This window comes from Mastigocoleus testarum BC008 (assembly GCF_001456025.1).
Taxonomy (GTDB): Bacteria; Cyanobacteriota; Cyanobacteriia; order Cyanobacteriales; family Nostocaceae; genus Mastigocoleus; species Mastigocoleus testarum.
In genome coordinates, this window is sequence record NZ_LMTZ01000107.1 from 182,980 (window position 1) to 202,322 (window position 19,343).

Sequence of the window (19,343 nt, forward strand, 5' to 3'; positions counted from 1 at the left end):
TCCTTTGTATAAGGGAAAACAGCGATTATCAAATGTTGCATCAAACTAGTGACTTGGTATACATATATACGGGGGAGCGCTTGGGTGAGCAAAAATCTCAAGCGCTTTTTTGTGTTCGTAATGAGTCATCGGTAGTAGTCAATTACCGTCCCCACTTCGAAAAAAAATATTTAATTAAGAATAATTGTAATTATTGTTACTAATCGCTTTAAAAATATACTTTTCATGAGATAGAAAAATATATCTCAAGTGGATAGATTTCGGTGTTTTGTGGGTGGATTATTGAATGAGGATATTTCGCCCTATAAGTTTGAAGGGCTTTATTCATCTAACGCTGTAATAGCTACCCTGCGTTCGAAGGATAGAGATCTATTTGCCTTAACCTTTATATAAATAATGCTCTCGGATAAAATCCAAAATTCACGCGAAAAGCTGTTATACATTCCGCGATTTATCGGTTAAGAAGCGAATTAAAAATGTAATCCACGCACAAACTAATTTGCGCGAAGCTCAAATTATGCGATTAATGTCAACTAATTATCCGTAACCAGGAGGTCCTCCTCTGCCGTGACCACCCAATATGTGGCTTACTGCGCGCCACAGGTAAGGAGCCAGGAGAGGAAAATCCGGAGGGGGTTCTTCAGGTTGTACGGATAATTTAGTGGACATCGTATTAGTGTGTTTATGTGAGAAAGTGTGATTCGGGGTAATTTAACCAACGACAAAGTTAACTAGTTTGCCGGGAACAACAATTACCTTTTTAATTTGTTTGTCTTCGATATACCGCCTAGCAACTTCTGATTCCCGGGCGTATTTCTCCAAGCCAGCTTTATCGAGTTGTGCTGATACTTGTAATTCACCACGTTTTTTACCATTGATCTGAATTACCAAGGTTATTTCATCAACAACTAAGGCTTTAGGATCGACAGTTGGCCAGCTTTGATCTCCAACAGAAGCAGTATACCCTAATTGATGCCATAATTCTTCTGCAATATGTGGTGCAAATGGTGTTAGTAATTTAACTAAAATACGAACGCCTTCTGCATAAACAAAAGAATCTTTACAACCAGCATCGCTCAGAGCGTTACTTAACTTCATCAATTCCGAAATCGCGGTATTGAATTGGTAATCACCAACCAAATCCTCTGTGACTTCTTTAATGGCAGTGTGAATTGCCCGTCGCAAGTCTTTTTCGGGTTTAGTTAATTTCCCTTGCTTGCTTGCCAACGAAGGATATTTGGGAGCAAAATCTGTGACTACGCGCCAGACTCGGTTCAAGAAGCGGAATTGTCCTTCCACATCTGTATCTTCCCATTCTAAGTCTTTTTCTGGAGGAGCTTTAAACAGAATGAACATTCTTGCTGTATCTGCCCCATATTTGCTAATCACCTCCTCTGGTTTGATGCCGTTGTATTTTGACTTGGACATCTTTTCGTAAAAGACTTGCAGGGATTCGCCGGTGTCTGGATCCTTCGGTTCGCTTGGATCTATCTTAGAAGCAGGAACGTATTTATTAGTTACGGGGTTTTTATAAGTTAAACTTTGTACCATTCCTTGAGTCAAAAGACGTTGGAAGGGTTCGTCAAAGTTCAGTAAACCGCGATCGCGCAATACTTTGGTAAAAAATCGCGAATACAGTAGGTGCAAAATAGCATGTTCAATCCCACCAACATATTGATCTACCGGCATCCAGTCGTTGGTTTTGGCTGAGTCAAAGACTTTCTGCTCGTTTTTGGCGTCAGGATAGCGCAAGAAATACCACGAGGAATCAATAAAGGTATCCATGGTATCTGTTTCTCTTTTCGCTGGAGTAGAACAATTCGGACAAGGTACATTGACCCAGTCTTCCAGCTTGGCTAATGGTGATGGACCACGTCCAGAAAAATCAACGTTTTCTGGTAACTGCACCGGTAAATCTTCATCTGGTACTGGAACTACACCACAATCAGGACAGTGAATTATTGGAATTGGCGTACCCCAATATCTTTGTCGAGAAATTAGCCAATCCCGCAAGCGATATTGTACTCGTGCTTTACCAAAACCTTTATCTTCGGCGTACTCAATAATTGCTTGTTTTGCTGATTCGGACGACATCCCAGTAAATTGACCGGAATTTATGACTATTCCAGCTTCGGTATAGGCTTCGGTGGATTCTACCTGGATCACTTGTTCGCCATCATCTGCTGATGGAGAAATATCTTGCTCGCCAACTGCTTTGGGGTCTGCGATTACGAACTCAATTGGTAAATCATAATTATTGGCAAACTTAAAATCTCGAGCATCATGTGCTGGTACTCCCATTACTGCGCCAGTACCATATTCGTAAAGCACGTAGTCAGCAATCCAAATGGGTACTTCTTCCCCGTTAAATGGGTTAATAGCTTTACCGCCAGTGGCAATTCCTTTTTTCGGTTTGTCTTCAGCAGTACGTTCCAACTCACTTTGGTTGGCAACTTCTTGGACAAATGTTTCTACCGCAGGTCTTCTTTCTTGAGTTGTAACCTTCTCGGTCAAAGGATGTTCTGGTGCGAGTACGACATAGCTAACCCCATAAACCGTATCTGGTCGGGTTGTATAAACACCGATTTTTTCTTCCATTCCCACAATGGGAAATTCCAAATACGCCCCTGTTGATTTACCAATCCAGTTTGCCTGCATCAATTTGACCCGTTCGGGCCATCCTGTTAATTTATCAAGATCGTTAAGTAACTCCTCTGCATAGTCAGTAATCTTGAAAAACCACTGTCGCAATAATTTTCTTTCTACTTGGGCTCCGCTACGCCAAGAACGACCTTGATTATCTACTTGTTCATTCGCCAATACTGTTTGGTCGATTGGATCCCAATTAACTGCTGATTCTTTCTGGTAAGCTAAACCTGCTTCTAAAAATTGCAAAAATATCCATTGGGTCCATTTGTAGTAATCCGGGGAGCAGGTAGCGACCTCACAATCCCAATCAATGGATAAACCCAAAGGTTCCAGTTGCGAGCGCATCTGGACAATATTTTGATAAGTCCACTTCGAAGGATGAACGCCTCGATCTATCGCAGCATTTTCAGCAGGCAAACCAAAAGCATCCCATCCCATCGGATGTAATACTCGATATCCTTGCATGCGTTTGAAACGAGCAATCACATCAGTAATTGTATAGTTACGGACATGACCCATATGTAGGTTACCCGATGGATAAGGAAACATAGAGGTGGCGTAAAACTTTGGCTTATTAAGGTCTGTATCAGTTTTATGTAAGCCAGTTTCTACCCATTTCTTCTGCCACTTTGCCTCAATTTCTGCTGGTCTGTATCGGGAATCCACCAAAAAACTCCTACTGGATATATAATTTTGATTTTGCCTGCCTAAATATTCTAAACGCTAGGCAAAGTAATGTGCTGACTAAACAACTCATGCCTGAATCAGAAGCAAAAATTATATCATCCATCAGAGTTTTTGTCTACGGCACCCTTAAGCCTGGTGAAGGTAACTATCCCAAGTATTGTGCGGGTAAATTAGATAATTGTAATGGTGGAGTGTTACCGGCTTACACTATCGGGGAATTGTTCGACCTAGGTGTAGGTTATCCTGGTATGGCTGTGGGGTCGCGCTTAGTTTATGGCTATTTATTGAGTTTCCAGCAATTGAGGATCTTATCTAAATTGGATGAGTTGGAAGATTATCTTCCTGGGCGAACTCCTTCCGAAAATCTTTATAACCGCCACCAAGTTGAAATTTTTGCTCCCCAAGGAGAAAGTCTCGGTTTAGCTTGGGTTTATTTTATGAGTCTAGATAAAATAGCTAGTTTTAACGGCGTACTGTTACCTGATGGATGGTGGAGTGGATGCGGTTTAAAAATGGAAGATTGTTTTGTTATCTCTTGATGTTGAAATCAGGAGCTAGGAGTTACACTAAACCGTTAATTAACCTCCTTTTAAGAATGAGACGAAGGAGTGTGGGGAGTGTGGGAAGTGTGGGGAGTGTGGGAAGTGTGGGGAGTGTGGGGGGAAATCCCAAAAAATATAAAGTAGTTTTAAAAATTGGATTTGGTATTAGGAGTTGCATACTTTGCAATACTCTTTCTTCACACCTGCTTCAGCCAGGATACAAGAAGGACACAGAAGAGACCCGCAAAAAATCGAAGAGGCGCTGCATTACAACGCCTCCACTAGTTTATAAAAATGTTGATTATTGATTTGCCGATTTAAAAGTCGATCCCCATTGAAATTTTTAACGATAACATGAGAAATTTTCGACCGATTTAATTAAAACCATTGTCGTTAACATCCACATCCCAACCTGGGTTTCCTATTTCTCCTACTGCTTTATCTGGAGATATTTCCGTTTTCGGTATGGGGAAAACCGGTGAGTTGATTGCAACCATTAACGAAGTATCGTTTGGTGATGAAGGTTGCTGCTGTGGTTCCCGGATTGCCATTTGCACGAGCGCACCTTCTCCACCGGAAAGCAAATTGCCCATAGCGCCAATTACACAGGCAGCAATTGCCGCACCACCATAAATTATCGCTTGACGATAGCCACGACTTATACGCTTTGTTACCTGCTTAATAGTCTCTTCTACAGGCTGCTGCTCTGGTACTGGTAGCGTCCGCAAACCTTTTCTCAGTTTAAGCAGACGGACATATAAACGTTGAACCTCAGGTTCATTATCCAACCATTGCTCGATTAATCGACGTTCTGCTGCAGTTACTTCACCGTCGAGGTAAGCACTCAATAGTTCGAAGCGATCGCGCTTCAATATATCCATAGCGCCTGTTGATTGATTGGTGTGTTCTTCCATTCCCTCTGACAATCCTTGAGATCGTGGCAAATTGGAACGGTCTTCAAACTGATACTCTGTAGTCATATTAACATTATTACAAATTCATATACGGGTATAGATACCCAAAAGCATCAGAACTTAATCAATCTTTAGATGCATTCCTGGAAGCACTCCAATTTACTAGGAACAATTCTTAACTTAAATATTTACTTTGCTTACAATTAGAAAATCAAATAATCAGGAAATCAAATTGTTTGCAAATACAAATTAAATTGCTTGCAGTAAAGATTCTTAAACATAATCCACATCGACAACTAGACAAAATATCCTGGGGACAAAGTATCTAGGCATCCAAGTATTTTTGTAATTGTGTTTGTAATCTAGCTCTGGCTCTAGCAATTCTTGATTTTACAGTTCCTAGAGAAACCCCGGTAATTTCTGCGATTTCTTCATATGGCATGCCTTCAATTTCTCGCAGGACAATAGTAGTTCTGAACACTTCTGGCAAATCGGAGATTGCATCCCGTAGTTGCTCATAAAATTCGCGTGTGGTCAATGCTTCTTCTGGACCGGGGGTATCACCTGCGATTTCCCAATCCATTTCACCATCATCCACGGTGCGACGTGCATCCAAGGATAAGGGACTAACGACACGCTTCCGTTTGCGTAGCTCATCATAAAATAGATTAGTCGCAATTCGACTTAACCACCCCCGGAACTTAGCTGGTTCTTGTAAGCGATTAATATTGCGATACACTCTAATCCACACTTCTTGAGCTAAATCAGCCCTGTCAGACCAGTCTGGGGCCAAGTGGTATAAAACTCGATCTACTTGAGATTGATAGCGTTTTAACAACTCTGCAAAAGCAACACGGTCGGGGCGCAGTCCTGTTTGACAACGCAGGATTAGATCGTGGTTTGAGAGTTGGTCAACTTGCACTGAGTTTTCCGGAACTTTGACGCCAACAGTTGACCAGGATACAGGAATTGATTGACTCATAGATTGCACTGGCTTTAAATCATCCCTATCAATTAGACACGTTATTTCTGAAGAAGTTCCAAGCAAAAGTGACGGATTAATTACTGTAACACCGAAGTATATAAGTGTGATTATACTTTGCGTAAATCTTATATAAGAAATATGGCTTTATCCTTCAATAATCAGGACTTTAAGGCTGAATTTCCCTAACTGTATCTTCACCTTGATGCTACTTACGAATATGCAATACTAATAACTGACCATTACCCATTGACATTTACGTGACTACTTAGTAGCTGTATCAATTTTTTTAAGTCTTTGTACAAAAACATTTTCGTTAAAGGGTACCCCAGAAGGCTCATCAGCACCAGTATTGTTTTTGTTAAACGTAGAAAGGTCAATCACAAAATTTAGAGAAAGTGTAATTATAAAAGCTAGAAACAGTTTTTCAAACATGATTTTTCTCACCCACACCACAAAAATACGATCGCGATAGCTTTACCTAAGTTTTAATAGTCCCGAAAATTAGTAGTTCCGAAAATCAATACCCCTGAAAACAGAAAGAACATTTATATTAAATTCAGGTAAGTTCGCAATATCTACATCACTAGTGTGCCCACCCATATCGGCAAATCCGTAAAAAAAATGATAAAAGAATGTAAAATTTCGATATATTATCCTTCAGTAAATATAATCAAATATTAAATTAGATTGACAATTTTCAATAACAGGGATCGCACTGGCAAAGTAAAGAAGTAAGTAAAGGTCGCGCAAATATTTGGATTTTGGGAAATCAAACTGGTAATACTGATGGTAAGAAACGGATATATAGCTAAAACCTTAGTGTTCTTCTGTTTTGGAACTGCAATTTTGTCTTTAATAACAAAATGGTACGTTGACAGTTCGGCGCAATCCAAAACAGCTATGAATCGTCCCCATGAAACATCATCACGGGTCAAGACTTCTGAAGCAAGAACAACAGGAATCGCACGAATCTCACCACAAAACCGGACAGTAGATAACCTGTTTGATTTATTTTCAATCCAAACAGTTCCCCAAAAATCAATAAAATCTAACCCTGCTTCCGGACCTATCAAAGTAACAGTTGATTTAAGCGATCGTCGGGTTTACGTATATCGTGGAAATACAACAATTGCGAGTTATCCCACCGGAATAGGTAAAAAAGGTTGGGAAACTCCTACAGGTTCTTTTCAAGTAAATCAGAAAGTTGTCAATCCTTCCTGGCGTCATCCAATTACTGATAAGGTCTTTCCTCCTGGACCTGATAGCCCTTTGGGACTGAGGTGGATTGGGTTTTGGTCAGATGGTCGAAACTACATAGGTTTCCACGGTACGCCGAATTATGATGTGGTTGGTACGGCTGTATCCCATGGCTGTTTGAGAATGCGTAATGTGGATGTGTTAATGCTTTATAAGCAAGTTACTATGGGTACCCCCGTAGAAGTACGCCAGTGATTCCTGAACTTAAGGAAATTTCTAATAGAAAAAACTATCAACTAAAAATATCACCACAATTTCTACAGGCGCACTTCGGTGCGCCCTAAAAGTAACAATAAAAAACTTTGGGCATGAGTTATTGTTTGGACATACCTAATATTTATACAGGATGCATAGGAAATCATTTTCTCTATGCTCCTGGTTAGTATATTGTGACCTCTGAATCCCAAGTAAATGTTTATTTCTGTTCAAAGTGGGGAGCATAGGCTTGAAGTAAAGTACTAACTTGACGCAGGACTTCATTCCCACTGCTTTTAGCCATTACTGGGGTTCGATCATCGTTTGGTCGATCCAGGTTTCGAGCAATTGCTTCACCGATTTGCTGGAGGATTAGCTCTTGTAATTGCTCCTTTGCATGCTGACGTTGGTAATTAGCACCTTCCTCGGTTGTTGCATACAGAGGTGGTAATCGATTCAGAGCATAAGCCGCAATATCACCCACATCTAAACTGCGCTCGCTAGTGGCTTCGATTTCAGCAACCCGCGCGATCGCCTCGGTCAAAACCAATTCTTCCATAACATTAATAAACTGTTTGCGAGGTACCGCCACTACCTCACCAGTTAGGAGCGCTCCCATTAATCTGTCCAGCGCCATATACTCTTCAATAGAAAGTTCCGAAGCATGGTCGCAAATGCGTCCGACCTCAGCTTCCATGACTGGGGTCAGATAACCATCCTGGAGAGCTTGTTCAACAATTTTTTCGATACTCATAACACTCATATTTTTAAGCCACCCGGGTAAGGAAAGGACGGTACCTATAGCTTGATTTTGCCTGCATAGTCTCCTTAAAAGGAGACTGTAACACAACAGACGTATTAATTACATCTGTATCATTTTATTGCATTATTTCGCCAGGTTACTGGATCTATAGCTTGTCCGTTTACATACAAACCCCAGTGTAAGTGGGGACCAGTAGAAGCGCCAGTAGAACCGATGGTACCAATCAGTTGACCTGGTTTTACCATGTCACCTTCTTTTACTTTTATGCCATTCAAATGCATAAAAATACTGGTTAAACCTTGACCATGGTCGATGCCTACAACATTTCCATGAACTAGGAAACCTGCGGCTTCTTTACCAACCAAAGCGACGCGACCGCCAGCTGGGGCAACTACGGGAGAACCCTGTGCACCTGCGTAGTCAACGCCACGGTGGTAGTAATTATGTGCAAATTTGCCATTGTAGTAGCGACGTACACCATAGATAGTAGAAATACGTGCTTTACTTGGCCTGATAAAAGCACCATCCCAAAATTTATCTGGTGTTGTCAGTGATTTGAATTCTTTAACTCGCTGAAGTTCCATTTTTGTTGCTCTGGTACCTGCTTTTTTCTTTGGTAACCAAATACGTTGGGTGGGAAATCTACGATCACCTATCCATACGGCAAGATTTCGTGTCGGTCCATCACCGTAAACCCGAACAACTCTTCTCCCAGGTTTTTGTAATGGGGTAGTGGGAATAAAAGCCCGGTATTTATTAGGGGCGATAGGAAATACTGGGTAGGTTTCCCCATTACTAACTACCTTTAAATTTCCACCATTAGCTGAATTATCAGGAGTAATTTCAACAGAAATAGACTGACCCAATTTGGGCGAACTAGGGATAATTTCCACCTGCGCAGCTTGAACAGATGAAGCGAAGGCTACAGGTAAAGCAGCAAAGATTCCTATGGCTGCACCTGTTAAAAATTCAAATTTCTTATTATTATTTGGTTGTTTGTTTATTTTTTTGTGACATGAAGTAAATAAATGTTTCAAATAATTACTTGTGTGACTTTCAGCACTCATCGCTTGTGTTGGTTTATTTGTCATTACTTAGATTGTTTTAACCTGGAACTGGAAAAAATTTTCATGCTTTAAATTTTAAAGATTAAAAGTTAAGATTTTTTGTTTCAAGTATGAATATGTCTTTGACAAATATTTTTTTAAGAATAACCACCAGAATAGTAGAAGTAATTCTAGTATTCTGATGGCTGTAAGTTTTATGTGATATGAGTATGTCGCCTTTTTTGGAAGTAGGCAGTAATAAAAGTGGAAAAATTCTGTGATTTCTTTCAATTTGGATAAATCCAAAAAATTGATTTCTAGAAAATTGGCTTACAGAACATTAGGTTGATTAATTTTTTAGTTTTATTAATTTTTTTGATTCTATAAGCAATCTTACTTAACCAACCTGACTCAAATCGGGTGTATTTGCGAGTTTTCCATCTTCCATATGAATAATGCGATCGGCAACATCAAGAATGCGGTTATCATGAGTCACTAGCAAGATTGTACAACCCTGTTCCTTTGCCAGTTTTTGCATCAGGTGAACCACATCTCGACCAGTTTTACTATCAAGAGCTGCGGTTGGTTCGTCTGCAAGTACTATTTTCGGATGACTTACCAAAGCACGAGCGATCGCTACCCGTTGTTTTTGTCCTCCGGATAGGTTTTCGGGATAGTAGTTGATACGTTCTCCTAGTCCCACCATTTCTAACATTTCGATTGATCTCTTTTTTATTTCTTCTGGTGAAATGTTTTCGTGTAATTCCAAGCCCATCTTCACATTTTGGAGTGCAGTCAAACTTTCATGTAAATTATGTGCCTGAAAAATATAGCCATTGTTACGCCGCGCTAAAGTTAATTGCGTTGATGTTGCACCGCATAGTTCTTTTCCCAATACCTGCAAACTACCAGACTGAGCAGAACGCAAACCACCAACTAAAGTTAAAAGCGTAGTTTTACCGGAACCGGAAGGTCCCGTCATAATAATAATTTCACCAGCATTAATATTTAAATTAATATCAAATAATACCTGTTTTTGTAATTGACCTTTACCAAAAAAGTGATTGAGATTTTTAACCGATATTACAGTTTTTATCATTGCTTATTTTTCCCATGCGCTTTTTTGCACAAACTACACCTGTATCTTAATTTGTATTTTGCAAATCTCTATATTCCCATAACGCCATATGCTGTAGGGCGGCGCGTAATGCTTATGGTTAATACCATACTACTGCTAAGGCTAATTCCCAAGACCCAAATCTAAAACATATCTGCGGGGTCAGCTGATTGAACTTTACGAGTAGCAATCATTCCAGAAATCATACACATTACAAAAGTTAATATTAGTACTTGTATCGCCCGTAAAACGGTCATAAATACAGGCAAGTTTGTGGCTTGACGGGTTAAAGCATAAAGCCCGATAGATACACTCATACCCGGTATAAAGCCAGATATAACCAAAATTAAGACTTCTTCAAAGATGACTCCTAGCAAATAGAGATTTCGGTACCCCATTGCCTTGAAGGTAGCGTATTCTTTGATGTGAGCATTCACATCGGTAGAAAGGACTTGGTAAACGATAATTACACCAACTGTGAATCCCATGGCTGTACCTAAGCCAAAGACAAAGCCAATAGGTGAAGCTTTTTGCCAATAATTTTTCTCAAAGACAATAAATTCTTCTTTGGTTAAAACTTGAACGTCACTCTGTGTTAGGTGAGTTTTCAACGCATCCGCAATAACTTTAGGGTCTTTTCCTGGTTTGACCTTGACTACACCCAAACTAACGCTAGCGGCTTCTCTTCTTGGAAATAATCGTAGAAAATTCTGTTCGCTAGTCATTATGTGACCATCAGAACCAAAGGAAGAACCAATGGTGAATAGACCACTGATTGTAACAGTTCGTCTTTCTACTTCAGTAGTAACGCTTTTTCCTTGTTTTACTTGAGAAATAATTTCAGCATATTCACCTTTAGTTTTGGTATCAAATAATAGATTATCTGGTAGTTTCGTCTTGTGTATTTGACTATTAACTGCGGGAATATCAAATATTTTTTGGTCTGGATTAAAGCCAACAATTAATAAATTATTTCTATTTTTAGTTTGGGGGTTTCTCCACTTGATTGTATTTGCATAAACAGCATCTACAGATTTTACTCCTGGTACATTCATTGCTTGATAAAGTCTTCGCCGGGTAAAAGTGGACATATCAGTAAAGTTTCGAGCTTGAGTACTAAAAATTACTATGTCACCCTGTAAAGATTTATGTAGGCGAGTGGCGCTGTTAAATAAAGCAGATTGGAAGCCTAATTGCATAAACATTAGTAAGTCTGCAAAGGCGACTCCAGAAATTGCAACTAAAAAACGACCTTTATGATGAGATAGTTGCAACCATCCGAGGGGTATTCTGCGCCTAATTTTTCCAATAAATCCAATCATAGCTGAATCTCCACTCTGACTTGTAGATTGGTAAAGTTAGCGACTTTCTTACTGGATTCTTCATCGAGTCTGACTCGAGTTTCCACAATTCTGGAATCAATATTGCTGGAAGGATCGGCGTTTATTACATCCTGGCGTTTGACCTGCAAGCCGACTAGTTCTACGGTTCCGGCTAATTCACTATTGAGAGAGTCACTAAAAATTTTTACTTTTTGTCCTGGACGAATTTTTCTAATATCACTTTGATATATTTCTGCTACAGCATACATTTGACTGTTTTGCCCAATTTCAATAATTCCATCGTTTGATACAATTTCTCCAGGGCGGGTATAAATTTCAAATACCTGACCGTCTTGGGGAGAACGGATATAGGATTGCTTTAAATTAGCTTTTGCCCTTATCAGAGAAGCTTTTACACGGTTGAGTTCTGCTTGGGCTGCAGCTACATCTACAGGACGAACTTCCGCAATTCTATCTAACGTTGCCCGACTTTCTATGACTTGTTGCTTCCGTGATGTTTGAATGCGTTTTAAGTTAGCTTGGGCTTCGGTGAGTTGTTGTTGTTTGGATGACTTGATTCGTCTCAAGTTGGCTTTGGCTTCAGCTACTTGCTTTTGGACGGTTGCGTATTCTAAACGTTTGCTGTCACGGGAAGATGCTGATAATGCTCCCTGTTGGTAAAGGTATTGATTGCGTTGATATTCTGTTTTAGCATTGGCTAGCTGTGCTTCTAATCTTTCAATAGTTGCTTGTTGGGCTTGAATTTCTGTTTCTCTTTCGGCTTGAAGTCGATTAATAGTTGCTTGTTGGGCTTGAATTTCTGTTTCTCTTTCGGCTTGAAGTCGATTGATAGTTGCTTGTTGGGCTTGAATTTCACCTTTTTTTGCACCAAGCTTTACTTTTTCCAGGTTTGCTTGGGCGATCGCCACCTGATGTTTGGCTTCTTCTACTGTTGCTGCAAGTTGGTCCCGACTATCTAAAATTGCAACCACTTGTCCTGCTTTAATGCGATCGCCCCGTTTAACTAACAATTGCTCGACCCGATTTCCTTCAAATGATGCAGGTGCAGAAAGTTTAATTGCTTCTCCCTCTGGCTCTAATCTTCCCAAAGCATTAACTGTTGTAATTTCTACTTGAGTTGAAACAGATTCCGAAGACATAGATGTATTAGAAGCACGAAAACGCCCAATCGCATATATGCTTACCCCACCTGCAATTAAGACAGCTATCACGCTTGCGAGTATTGGTATATTTAATACCTTCCTAGTTGAAGAACTTTCGACATTTGAGTTTTGCAACATTAATTATTCCACCCTTCCAACTAAACGGTTTAGTTTCATATATAATATAACTAAACTAAACTGACTAGTTCAAGTTCACTCTTAGCAGTTTCAATTTGTGTAAAAATTTTGGGGCGCTTATGTGGTGTCCCCATTTTCCTTGACAGTTACCAATGCTGAGAATGAGTAATTTATACAAACATAATTAGAGTAAATTTAGTTGTGCTGCATCTTAAGTTTTTGTTGGAAAAGTATTTAGAACAAAATAAGTTGTTCGGAATCCAGTTGTCTTTAATATGCTTTAAGAAGAAAGTTAAATAAAACATAATGGCACATATTCGAGTTCAAGACGTTGAAACAATAGGCTTAAGTAATAAATCTGTAAAAATTCTTCAAGGGGCGATGCAAGAATTTTTAGCCCATGGTTATACTGGTGCAAGCATGGATCGGATTGCTTCTTCTGCTGGTGTTTCAAAGGCGACGGTATACAGTCACTTTCAAGGAAAAGAAGGTTTATTTAAAGCTTTAATAGAAAAAATGACGCGAGAAAAGTTTGTATCAGTGTTTGGTACAGAACCTTTAGAAGGGGAACCAAAAATTGTCTTACGTCAGCTTGCGATCAAAGCATTAGAAGAAATGACATCTAATGATAAATATCGGGATTTTAAGCGATTATTAATTGGAGAATCTGGTCGCTTTCCAGAACTAGCTAAGGTTTGTATTAATTGCATGGTTAAACCGGTATTTGAGACACTGACAAAATACCTGGCTTCCCACCCTGAATTGGACATTCCCGATCCGGAAGCAACAGCAAGAATTATGATTGGTACTCTTGTGCACTATGTAATGACCCAAGAGATGATGCATGCAAAGGATATTATTCCCATGGAAAAAGAACGTATCGTTGATGCTTTAATGCACCTTATTATTAAGTAATAAGTAATGAGTAATAAGTAACAAGTAACAAGTAAAATCCCATCAGCATTATCTGTGAACGGGTGTAAAGTTAATACATGCTCACCTATGATTAAAATATAAAAAATCGGTTCAATTAATAAATCCTCTAACTTAGGACAGAGGTATTACTCACTACTCACTACTCACTCATTACTGTGCGCTTAAGCGCCCCGCTTTGCTAACATTACTCGTTACTTATTACTCATTACTCATCAATCATGGGATACTGTTAACAGCATAATATTTTTTCAACACTAAAAATAAATTAACTATTAACGATCGCAAGATATTGTGTTGACTCGGTGTGTGGAGTGTTCGTATTGCTTGCGTAACAGTAACCGGGGTGGGAAGAAGGCTAATGAGTTCGAATAATAGAGATTTGGTAGCAGAAAATCCTTCTGTTTCGTTTGTCTTACAAGAAGATAGAGATATTTTGATCACCAACGTGGGATCGGTTACGGGACAAGGGGATCTCGCGATGCGTGCAGATGAAGCACGAAATACGTTTAATGTAGATGGTAGTGGTGTAACCATAGGAGTATTGTCCGACAGTTTTAATACCTTAGGTGGAGCCAATGATGATATCGCTAGTGGCGATCTTCCCGGTGCTGGTAATCCTCTAGGTAATACGATTCCAGTAAATGTACTTGAGGAATCAGCTATCATTGCTTCTGATGAAGGACGAGCAATGATTCAGTTAATTCATGATGTCGCTCCTGGTGCTGATTTTATTTTTCATACAGGAGTCTCTAGCCAAGCTGGTTTCGCCGATGCTGTTACTGAATTAGCAGAAGCTGGAGCCGATATCATAGTTGATGACATTCTTTATTTACGGGAACCGATGTTCCAAGATGGAGTAATTGCTCAGGCTGTAGATAAAGTGGTGGCTGATGGGGTATCATACTTTGCTGCAGCGGGAAGCACTGGTCGCGGTTCCTATGAAAGTGCTTTTAACCCTAGCGGTCAGTTTGAAGCAACATCGGGTGGTGAATTTCATGATTTCCAGTCGGGAGCGGTAGTAGATACTTTCCAAAGCATTAATGTTTTTGAGGGTCAAACAATTCGTATTTCCTTTCAATGGGATTCGCCATTTTTCTCAGTAAGTGGTGGATCTGGCTCTCCAAATGACTTGAATATTTTTCTGTATGACAGCACTGGTACCAATATATTAGCTTCAAGTACAGATAGTAATGTTGGTGGCGATCCCGTAGAAGTATTTACCTTCACCAATGATGGTAGTTTTGGTACGAATCAGTTCAATCTTGCTATTACCAAATCGGACGGTCCCAATCCCGAATTAATGAAATATGTCCTGTTTGGGGGTGTGGCAATTGATGAATTTGATACAAATAGCAGCACGGTATACGGACATGCTAATGCTGCTGGAGCGGAAGCTGTGGGGGTCGCATTATACGATCAAACCCCGGAGTTTGGAGTCGTACCACCAAATTTACAATCTTTTTCTTCTGCTGGTCCGACCCCGATTTTATTTGAAACCGATGGAACGCGGACTTTTGAACTGCGTCAGAAACCGGAAATTATTGCTCCCCACGGGACTAACAATACCTTTTTTGGTAACGATACTGACGGTGATGGCTTACCTAATTTCTTCGGAACATCAGCTGGCGCTCCCCATGCAGCTGGAGTTGCGGCTTTGATGTTGGATGCAGTTCCCGATGCAACTCCTGCAGAAATTTATCAAGCTTTGGAAAGTACTGCTTTGGATATGGACGATCCATTTACTCCTGAGTTTGATTCTGGTTTTGATGATGGAAGTGGATTTGGTTTTATTCAAGCAGATTTAGCGATCGCTGAATTATTGGGAAGTGGAGAAGTAAGAAACGGGGGATTTGAGAATGGTGACTTTAATAGCTGGAAAGCTATTGGTAATGCTAGTACCCAAACGGCAGAATTTGGCAGTATTCCAACAGAAGGAAATTTTCAAGCCTTAATAACTACTGCTTTGGGTATTGTCAGCGATACTGAAATCGAAGCTTTTTTGGATTTAAATCTTGGAGCGATCGATTTAATCGATAATGGAGATACAACTGAAGGTTCTGCTTTACAAAAACAAGTTGTGGTTGAAGCTGGAGATATTTTAAGTTTTGATTTTAGTCTATTGACAAATGAAACTGTTTCTGAAGGTGACTCCGGTACATTTAATGATTTTGCTTTTGTTTCTGTCATCCCAAATACTAATCTTGAATCTGGTACTAATATTAAGATTGCAGACATCAGCAGCGCTTCGGTTGTATCTCCAACAAGATTTGAGCTAGAAACTGGCTACGATAATTTTACTTATGAGTTTACAGAAGCTGGTACCTACAAGGTGGGAATTGGGATTGTGGATGCTGGAGATGAAGCTTTTGAGTCGGGTTTGTTGGTGGATGATTTTAAAGTAATTTCACAGGATGGTGGGGTTTTATTTCCTACGGATATGATGACTGTTTCAAGCTGATAATTTACTTTTGACTCTTTTTTATCATAGCCAAGAGGCAGAGCCTCTAAATTGTGATTCCCAGACTGAGTCTGGGAATCAAGTTAATATGCCCTATATATGATGAGATTGTGGATGTTGGAGATGAAGCTTTTGAGTCAGATTTTTTAGTGGATAATTTTAAAGTAATTTCACATGATAAAGGAATTTCAAGAACAAGTATCGCCCGCACCAATAATTTTGAATTACCCCAAATAATCTTTGATTTTTCTGGTATTTACTGAATAAATACAATCTAACTTTTCGACCTATAATAAGGATTAACTTATTAAAAAATTGACAACATCAGATTATCATATACTTTCCATAAAGTGATTTAAAAATATAGTTACAGAAAATATTTCGTAATTTTTGTTTAATTCAAATAATAATAAGAATAAAAAAGTTCGCAAATATTTAGAACCTTGTAGAAGTAATTTGTATTACACTAGTATTAACCAAATAAAAACTGTATATATTAACATTAGGTAATTGTATAGTTCTCTAAGGCTTGCTGATTACTGATATAAATCAATACTACTATTTATAGTCTTCAGTAGAGAAGTATTGCTGATTTCGCAGATATAAAATATATAGGGATTTATGAAGTGTTAATAAAAAATATTTCCCAATATCTAGTAATTATTACAACTATTGTCCTGGTTAATTTAATAATTACATCTTGTCAAAGCAAATGTGAATTTGCGGCGAACCAAGATGCCCAAAAAGAGAGCGTACAATTAAATGATTTTATTTTTAGCCGTGTCTTTGGAAGTAATAGTTGTTCACCTAAAAAGTTATTTCTGAGATTACCAGTCAACGTCAATGTAGAGCTATTAAATAAAGAAAATTTATTATCTGGCAAAGAGTATACACCTAAGATTACAAGTTTTGTTACATTTTCAAGTCAACCTAATACTTTTACAATCAGTCGTATAGATGAATTTAAAAACGGTTTTTTTTACACAAAAAAAGATACTTGTCTAGCCTGGAAATGGTTGAAAATTAAGGGTCAAAATTCGGTTTTAACATTGAGTATGGAAAGAAATTTAAAGATACATGACCAAAATATAAAAAGCGTTATATTTTTAATCTCTCTACCAGTGGAAATGAGAGATGCTAGGAGCGATATAAGTATTGAACGATATGTATGGGAAAAAGAAACATCTAAGGTTGGAAGAATAGAATTTTTCAACTTTAATCAAAAATATCCTATATTGAGAAATTTATTTAGACAAAGAGATAGAGGAAGACTTCAAACAGTGGATGCGTTTAGTGAGGGAAAATCAGTTGACGGAAAGATAATAGAAGAAATTTCAGAGATAAGTGATAGGGGAGGATTACATGTCGACCGCGAGATTGAAGAATTAATAATTTCCAAGTATGAAAAAACGTATTTAGACACAGCAGATTATCCTCCATGTAAGATACCTGAAGATTTGAAAAAATAAAACTTACAAGTATTTACAATATGGAACACTCCATTAAAATGCTAAATTTGTGACCTTAAATGTGGTGCAAAGTTATTTATTAATGATTTTTGATCAATTATAAGAGCTTCAAAGTTTGATTAAAAATTCATCTTATAAATTTTGACTAATTACTTACATGTAGCAATTAGCACCAAGTTGATAAACGTTGGAAATTATTTCTTTAATATTTGTTATTGAGAATTAAATTTATGAACGAAAATAATTATAGTCAGATACAACTGGTTGAACAGGTATATAAAAATTATGTTGAAAATTCACTATATCGCCAAAAACTAGAAAAATGGTACCAACAGCAAAAACTATATCAGTTCACAATTTTTTCGATGTTAGTGTTATTTTTAATCTTGCAAAGTTTTGGACAACTAGCAATATTAGAATATTCTTTCGGCGAAAGATTCGGACTCTCTGTTACTGATAAATTATGGGGATTTCCAATTAAAACTTTAATTGGCTTACTTGTAACAGCATCTCTACCTTTGACTACGTTAATAGATGAATCAGAATTATTAAATAAGAAAATAAAAATATCATTAATTGGTATCAAATTTTCACCAATTGTTTGGATACTACTTCCTGGAGATTTATTATTGACATTTCAAGCTGTCTTGTCAGGAAATCAAAATTTTAATCAAAACTTTATTTTTGTACGTGATTTAATTCCAATCCCTGTTATTGCTTTTAGTGTAGCTGCTGTATCTTCAACTTTTTCATTTTGTCTAAGTAAAGGTATAATTGCTGCTTTCAGTAAATATGTGAAAGCACGCGAAGAATTACAGACGATAAGCATCTATGGTATCAATCCAAGACCATTCTATAAAAATGCAGAACAAATACGCTTAAGAGAAGAATATGAAGAAAAAAGTCAACAAGCGGAAGATGCAAATCGCCAATTGGAAGAAGCTAATCAAAATTTACAATATATAATAAGTGAAAAACAAAATTTAGAAGAACAAAATATACAAGATAGAGAACAGCTTGAGCAACTTGAAATATTAAAAGAAGAACAGCTTCAACTAATACAAAATTTGGAACAACAAAATAATGATTATAAAAACTATTTAACTTCGATAAAACAACTCAAAACTAAATTTAATAATAGTAGAAGACCCATTAAAGACTTAGTAAATAAAGTAAAAGATTTAGCTGGGAAAGATTTCGCTGGTATTGATGAATTTATTAATAACTTCAGCTTCCCTAAACTTGATATGACTCCAAAGAGTAACGACAAAACCGTAGAAATACCAACTTATTACTGGAAATGGCAAAATCCTGACTTCAGTTGGCAAGATATACAATTACCTTCTGAGTTATCTTTTGTTGCTCGTAGACTTCTTAGTATAATGGAGCAGCAAAATGATTTACCTGTACCTCATCATATAACCGGCTACGCACCAAGAAATGATTTAGCACAATGTTTAGTCCTGTATTTTCAACCTTATAGAGTAACTGTATATTGTCGCGATGAACAATTTAAGAGTGATGCTAAAAAGTGGGATAAGGAAGCTGAGAGTATTTTTAAAAACAAGTTAGTTGAAGAGCAGATTAGTGGTTACTGTGTACTTGAAATTACAACAGAAGAAATTATGAGTCATCCTTTGGATGTATTAGAGAGAATAAAAAATGCAATTAGTTCTACTATGCAATGGGAATCTAATTAGTC

The 19,343-nt window shown here is 38.1% G+C and carries 18 protein-coding genes; 8 read left to right on the top strand and 10 right to left on the bottom strand.

The window, feature by feature from the left end; genetic code table 11:
- Nucleotides 1-537 precede the first annotated feature (537 nt).
- Both BC008_RS52185 and leuS read right to left on the bottom strand, forming a co-directional pair.
- Entirely contained in the window at nucleotides 538-669 is a 132-nt protein-coding gene (locus BC008_RS52185) for a hypothetical protein (RefSeq protein ID WP_268768243.1), read from the bottom strand.
- Between the two features lie 42 nt (nucleotides 670-711).
- A complete protein-coding gene (gene leuS, locus BC008_RS26115; protein ID WP_027844509.1) occupies nucleotides 712-3,315 on the bottom strand; it encodes a leucine--tRNA ligase in 2,604 nt (867 codons plus the stop codon).
- An 89-nt stretch (nucleotides 3,316-3,404) separates the two neighbouring features.
- Here leuS and BC008_RS26120 point away from each other — a divergent pair, with 89 nt between their 5' ends.
- A complete protein-coding gene (locus tag BC008_RS26120; protein ID WP_027844508.1) occupies nucleotides 3,405-3,875 on the top strand; it encodes a gamma-glutamylcyclotransferase family protein in 471 nt (156 codons plus the stop codon).
- 56 nt (nucleotides 3,876-3,931) lie between these two features.
- Entirely contained in the window at nucleotides 3,932-4,186 is a 255-nt protein-coding gene (locus BC008_RS50755; protein ID WP_201026182.1) for a hypothetical protein, read from the top strand.
- Nucleotides 4,187-4,252: 66 nt separating this feature from the next.
- Here BC008_RS50755 and BC008_RS26130 read toward each other — a convergent pair whose 3' ends face one another.
- The 3 genes from BC008_RS26130 to BC008_RS50760 all read right to left on the bottom strand — a co-directional run bounded on the left by BC008_RS26130 (nucleotide 4,253) and on the right by BC008_RS50760 (nucleotide 6,209).
- The gene (locus BC008_RS26130; protein WP_058183899.1) at nucleotides 4,253-4,858 is read right to left on the bottom strand and encodes an anti-sigma factor family protein; all 606 of its coding nucleotides are present in this window, start codon (nucleotides 4,856-4,858) and stop codon (nucleotides 4,253-4,255) included.
- A 259-nt stretch (nucleotides 4,859-5,117) separates the two neighbouring features.
- The gene (locus tag BC008_RS26135; RefSeq protein WP_027844507.1) at nucleotides 5,118-5,774 is read right to left on the bottom strand and encodes a sigma-70 family RNA polymerase sigma factor; all 657 of its coding nucleotides are present in this window, start codon (nucleotides 5,772-5,774) and stop codon (nucleotides 5,118-5,120) included.
- A gap of 264 nt (nucleotides 5,775-6,038) precedes the next feature.
- Nucleotides 6,039-6,209: a hypothetical protein gene (locus BC008_RS50760; protein ID WP_201026161.1), complete on the bottom strand. Its 171-nt coding sequence runs from the start codon at nucleotides 6,207-6,209 to the stop codon at nucleotides 6,039-6,041.
- 348 nt (nucleotides 6,210-6,557) lie between these two features.
- Here BC008_RS50760 and BC008_RS26145 point away from each other — a divergent pair, with 348 nt between their 5' ends.
- Nucleotides 6,558-7,229: a L,D-transpeptidase gene (locus BC008_RS26145; protein WP_058183897.1), complete on the top strand. Its 672-nt coding sequence runs from the start codon at nucleotides 6,558-6,560 to the stop codon at nucleotides 7,227-7,229.
- A 220-nt stretch (nucleotides 7,230-7,449) separates the two neighbouring features.
- Here BC008_RS26145 and BC008_RS26150 read toward each other — a convergent pair whose 3' ends face one another.
- The 5 genes from BC008_RS26150 to BC008_RS26170 form a co-directional block, all read right to left on the bottom strand.
- Complete coding sequence (locus tag BC008_RS26150; protein ID WP_027844506.1) at nucleotides 7,450-7,983, bottom strand: late competence development ComFB family protein; 534 nt, start codon at nucleotides 7,981-7,983, stop codon at nucleotides 7,450-7,452.
- A 119-nt stretch (nucleotides 7,984-8,102) separates the two neighbouring features.
- Nucleotides 8,103-9,083 (bottom strand): M23 family metallopeptidase, encoded by a 981-nt coding sequence (locus BC008_RS26155; RefSeq protein ID WP_235595914.1) that lies wholly within the window; start codon nucleotides 9,081-9,083, stop codon nucleotides 8,103-8,105.
- A 352-nt stretch (nucleotides 9,084-9,435) separates the two neighbouring features.
- The gene (locus BC008_RS26160) at nucleotides 9,436-10,137 is read right to left on the bottom strand and encodes a DevA family ABC transporter ATP-binding protein (RefSeq protein ID WP_036266404.1); all 702 of its coding nucleotides are present in this window, start codon (nucleotides 10,135-10,137) and stop codon (nucleotides 9,436-9,438) included.
- Between the two features lie 161 nt (nucleotides 10,138-10,298).
- A complete protein-coding gene (devC, locus tag BC008_RS26165) occupies nucleotides 10,299-11,477 on the bottom strand; it encodes an ABC transporter permease DevC (protein WP_027844503.1) in 1,179 nt (392 codons plus the stop codon).
- Entirely contained in the window at nucleotides 11,474-12,778 is a 1,305-nt protein-coding gene (locus tag BC008_RS26170) for an HlyD family efflux transporter periplasmic adaptor subunit (RefSeq protein ID WP_058183895.1), read from the bottom strand. The genes devC and BC008_RS26170 overlap by 4 nt, the downstream gene beginning before the upstream one ends.
- Before the next feature lie 306 nt (nucleotides 12,779-13,084).
- Between BC008_RS26170 and BC008_RS26175 the strand changes: the two genes are divergently transcribed.
- The 5 genes from BC008_RS26175 (at nucleotide 13,085) to BC008_RS26190 (ending at nucleotide 19,341) form a co-directional block, all read left to right on the top strand.
- Complete coding sequence (locus tag BC008_RS26175; RefSeq protein WP_027845479.1) at nucleotides 13,085-13,693, top strand: TetR/AcrR family transcriptional regulator; 609 nt, start codon at nucleotides 13,085-13,087, stop codon at nucleotides 13,691-13,693.
- A gap of 379 nt (nucleotides 13,694-14,072) precedes the next feature.
- Entirely contained in the window at nucleotides 14,073-16,172 is a 2,100-nt protein-coding gene (locus tag BC008_RS26180) for a S8 family serine peptidase (protein WP_058183893.1), read from the top strand.
- Between the two features lie 53 nt (nucleotides 16,173-16,225).
- Nucleotides 16,226-16,435 carry a hypothetical protein gene (locus BC008_RS49685; RefSeq protein WP_161938147.1) on the top strand — a complete coding sequence of 70 codons (210 nt, stop codon included), beginning with the start codon at nucleotides 16,226-16,228 and terminating at the stop codon, nucleotides 16,433-16,435.
- A 363-nt stretch (nucleotides 16,436-16,798) separates the two neighbouring features.
- Entirely contained in the window at nucleotides 16,799-17,641 is an 843-nt protein-coding gene (locus BC008_RS26185; protein WP_027845480.1) for a hypothetical protein, read from the top strand.
- Between the two features lie 230 nt (nucleotides 17,642-17,871).
- Nucleotides 17,872-19,341, top strand: coding sequence for a hypothetical protein (locus tag BC008_RS26190; protein WP_027845481.1), 1,470 nt, complete (start codon nucleotides 17,872-17,874; stop codon nucleotides 19,339-19,341).
- Nucleotides 19,342-19,343: the final 2 nt, after the last annotated feature.

Coding starts and splice junctions, on each gene's coding strand:
- BC008_RS26130 (WP_058183899.1), bottom strand. CDS start 4,858: ATGACTACAGAGTATCAGTTTGAAGACCGTTCCAATTTGCCACGATCT.
- BC008_RS26155 (WP_235595914.1), bottom strand. CDS start 9,083: ATGACAAATAAACCAACACAAGCGATGAGTGCTGAAAGTCACACAAGT.
- BC008_RS26150 (WP_027844506.1), bottom strand. CDS start 7,983: ATGAGTATCGAAAAAATTGTTGAACAAGCTCTCCAGGATGGTTATCTG.
- BC008_RS26120 (WP_027844508.1), top strand. CDS start 3,405: ATGCCTGAATCAGAAGCAAAAATTATATCATCCATCAGAGTTTTTGTC.
- BC008_RS26180 (WP_058183893.1), top strand. CDS start 14,073: ATGAGTTCGAATAATAGAGATTTGGTAGCAGAAAATCCTTCTGTTTCG.
- BC008_RS26160 (WP_036266404.1), bottom strand. CDS start 10,137: ATGATAAAAACTGTAATATCGGTTAAAAATCTCAATCACTTTTTTGGT.
- devC (WP_027844503.1), bottom strand. CDS start 11,477: ATGATTGGATTTATTGGAAAAATTAGGCGCAGAATACCCCTCGGATGG.
- BC008_RS26135 (WP_027844507.1), bottom strand. CDS start 5,774: ATGAGTCAATCAATTCCTGTATCCTGGTCAACTGTTGGCGTCAAAGTT.
- BC008_RS50755 (WP_201026182.1), top strand. CDS start 3,932: ATGAGACGAAGGAGTGTGGGGAGTGTGGGAAGTGTGGGGAGTGTGGGA.
- BC008_RS26190 (WP_027845481.1), top strand. CDS start 17,872: ATGAACGAAAATAATTATAGTCAGATACAACTGGTTGAACAGGTATAT.
- BC008_RS26175 (WP_027845479.1), top strand. CDS start 13,085: ATGGCACATATTCGAGTTCAAGACGTTGAAACAATAGGCTTAAGTAAT.
- BC008_RS26170 (WP_058183895.1), bottom strand. CDS start 12,778: ATGTTGCAAAACTCAAATGTCGAAAGTTCTTCAACTAGGAAGGTATTA.
- BC008_RS52185 (WP_268768243.1), bottom strand. CDS start 669: ATGTCCACTAAATTATCCGTACAACCTGAAGAACCCCCTCCGGATTTT.
- BC008_RS50760 (WP_201026161.1), bottom strand. CDS start 6,209: ATGTTTGAAAAACTGTTTCTAGCTTTTATAATTACACTTTCTCTAAAT.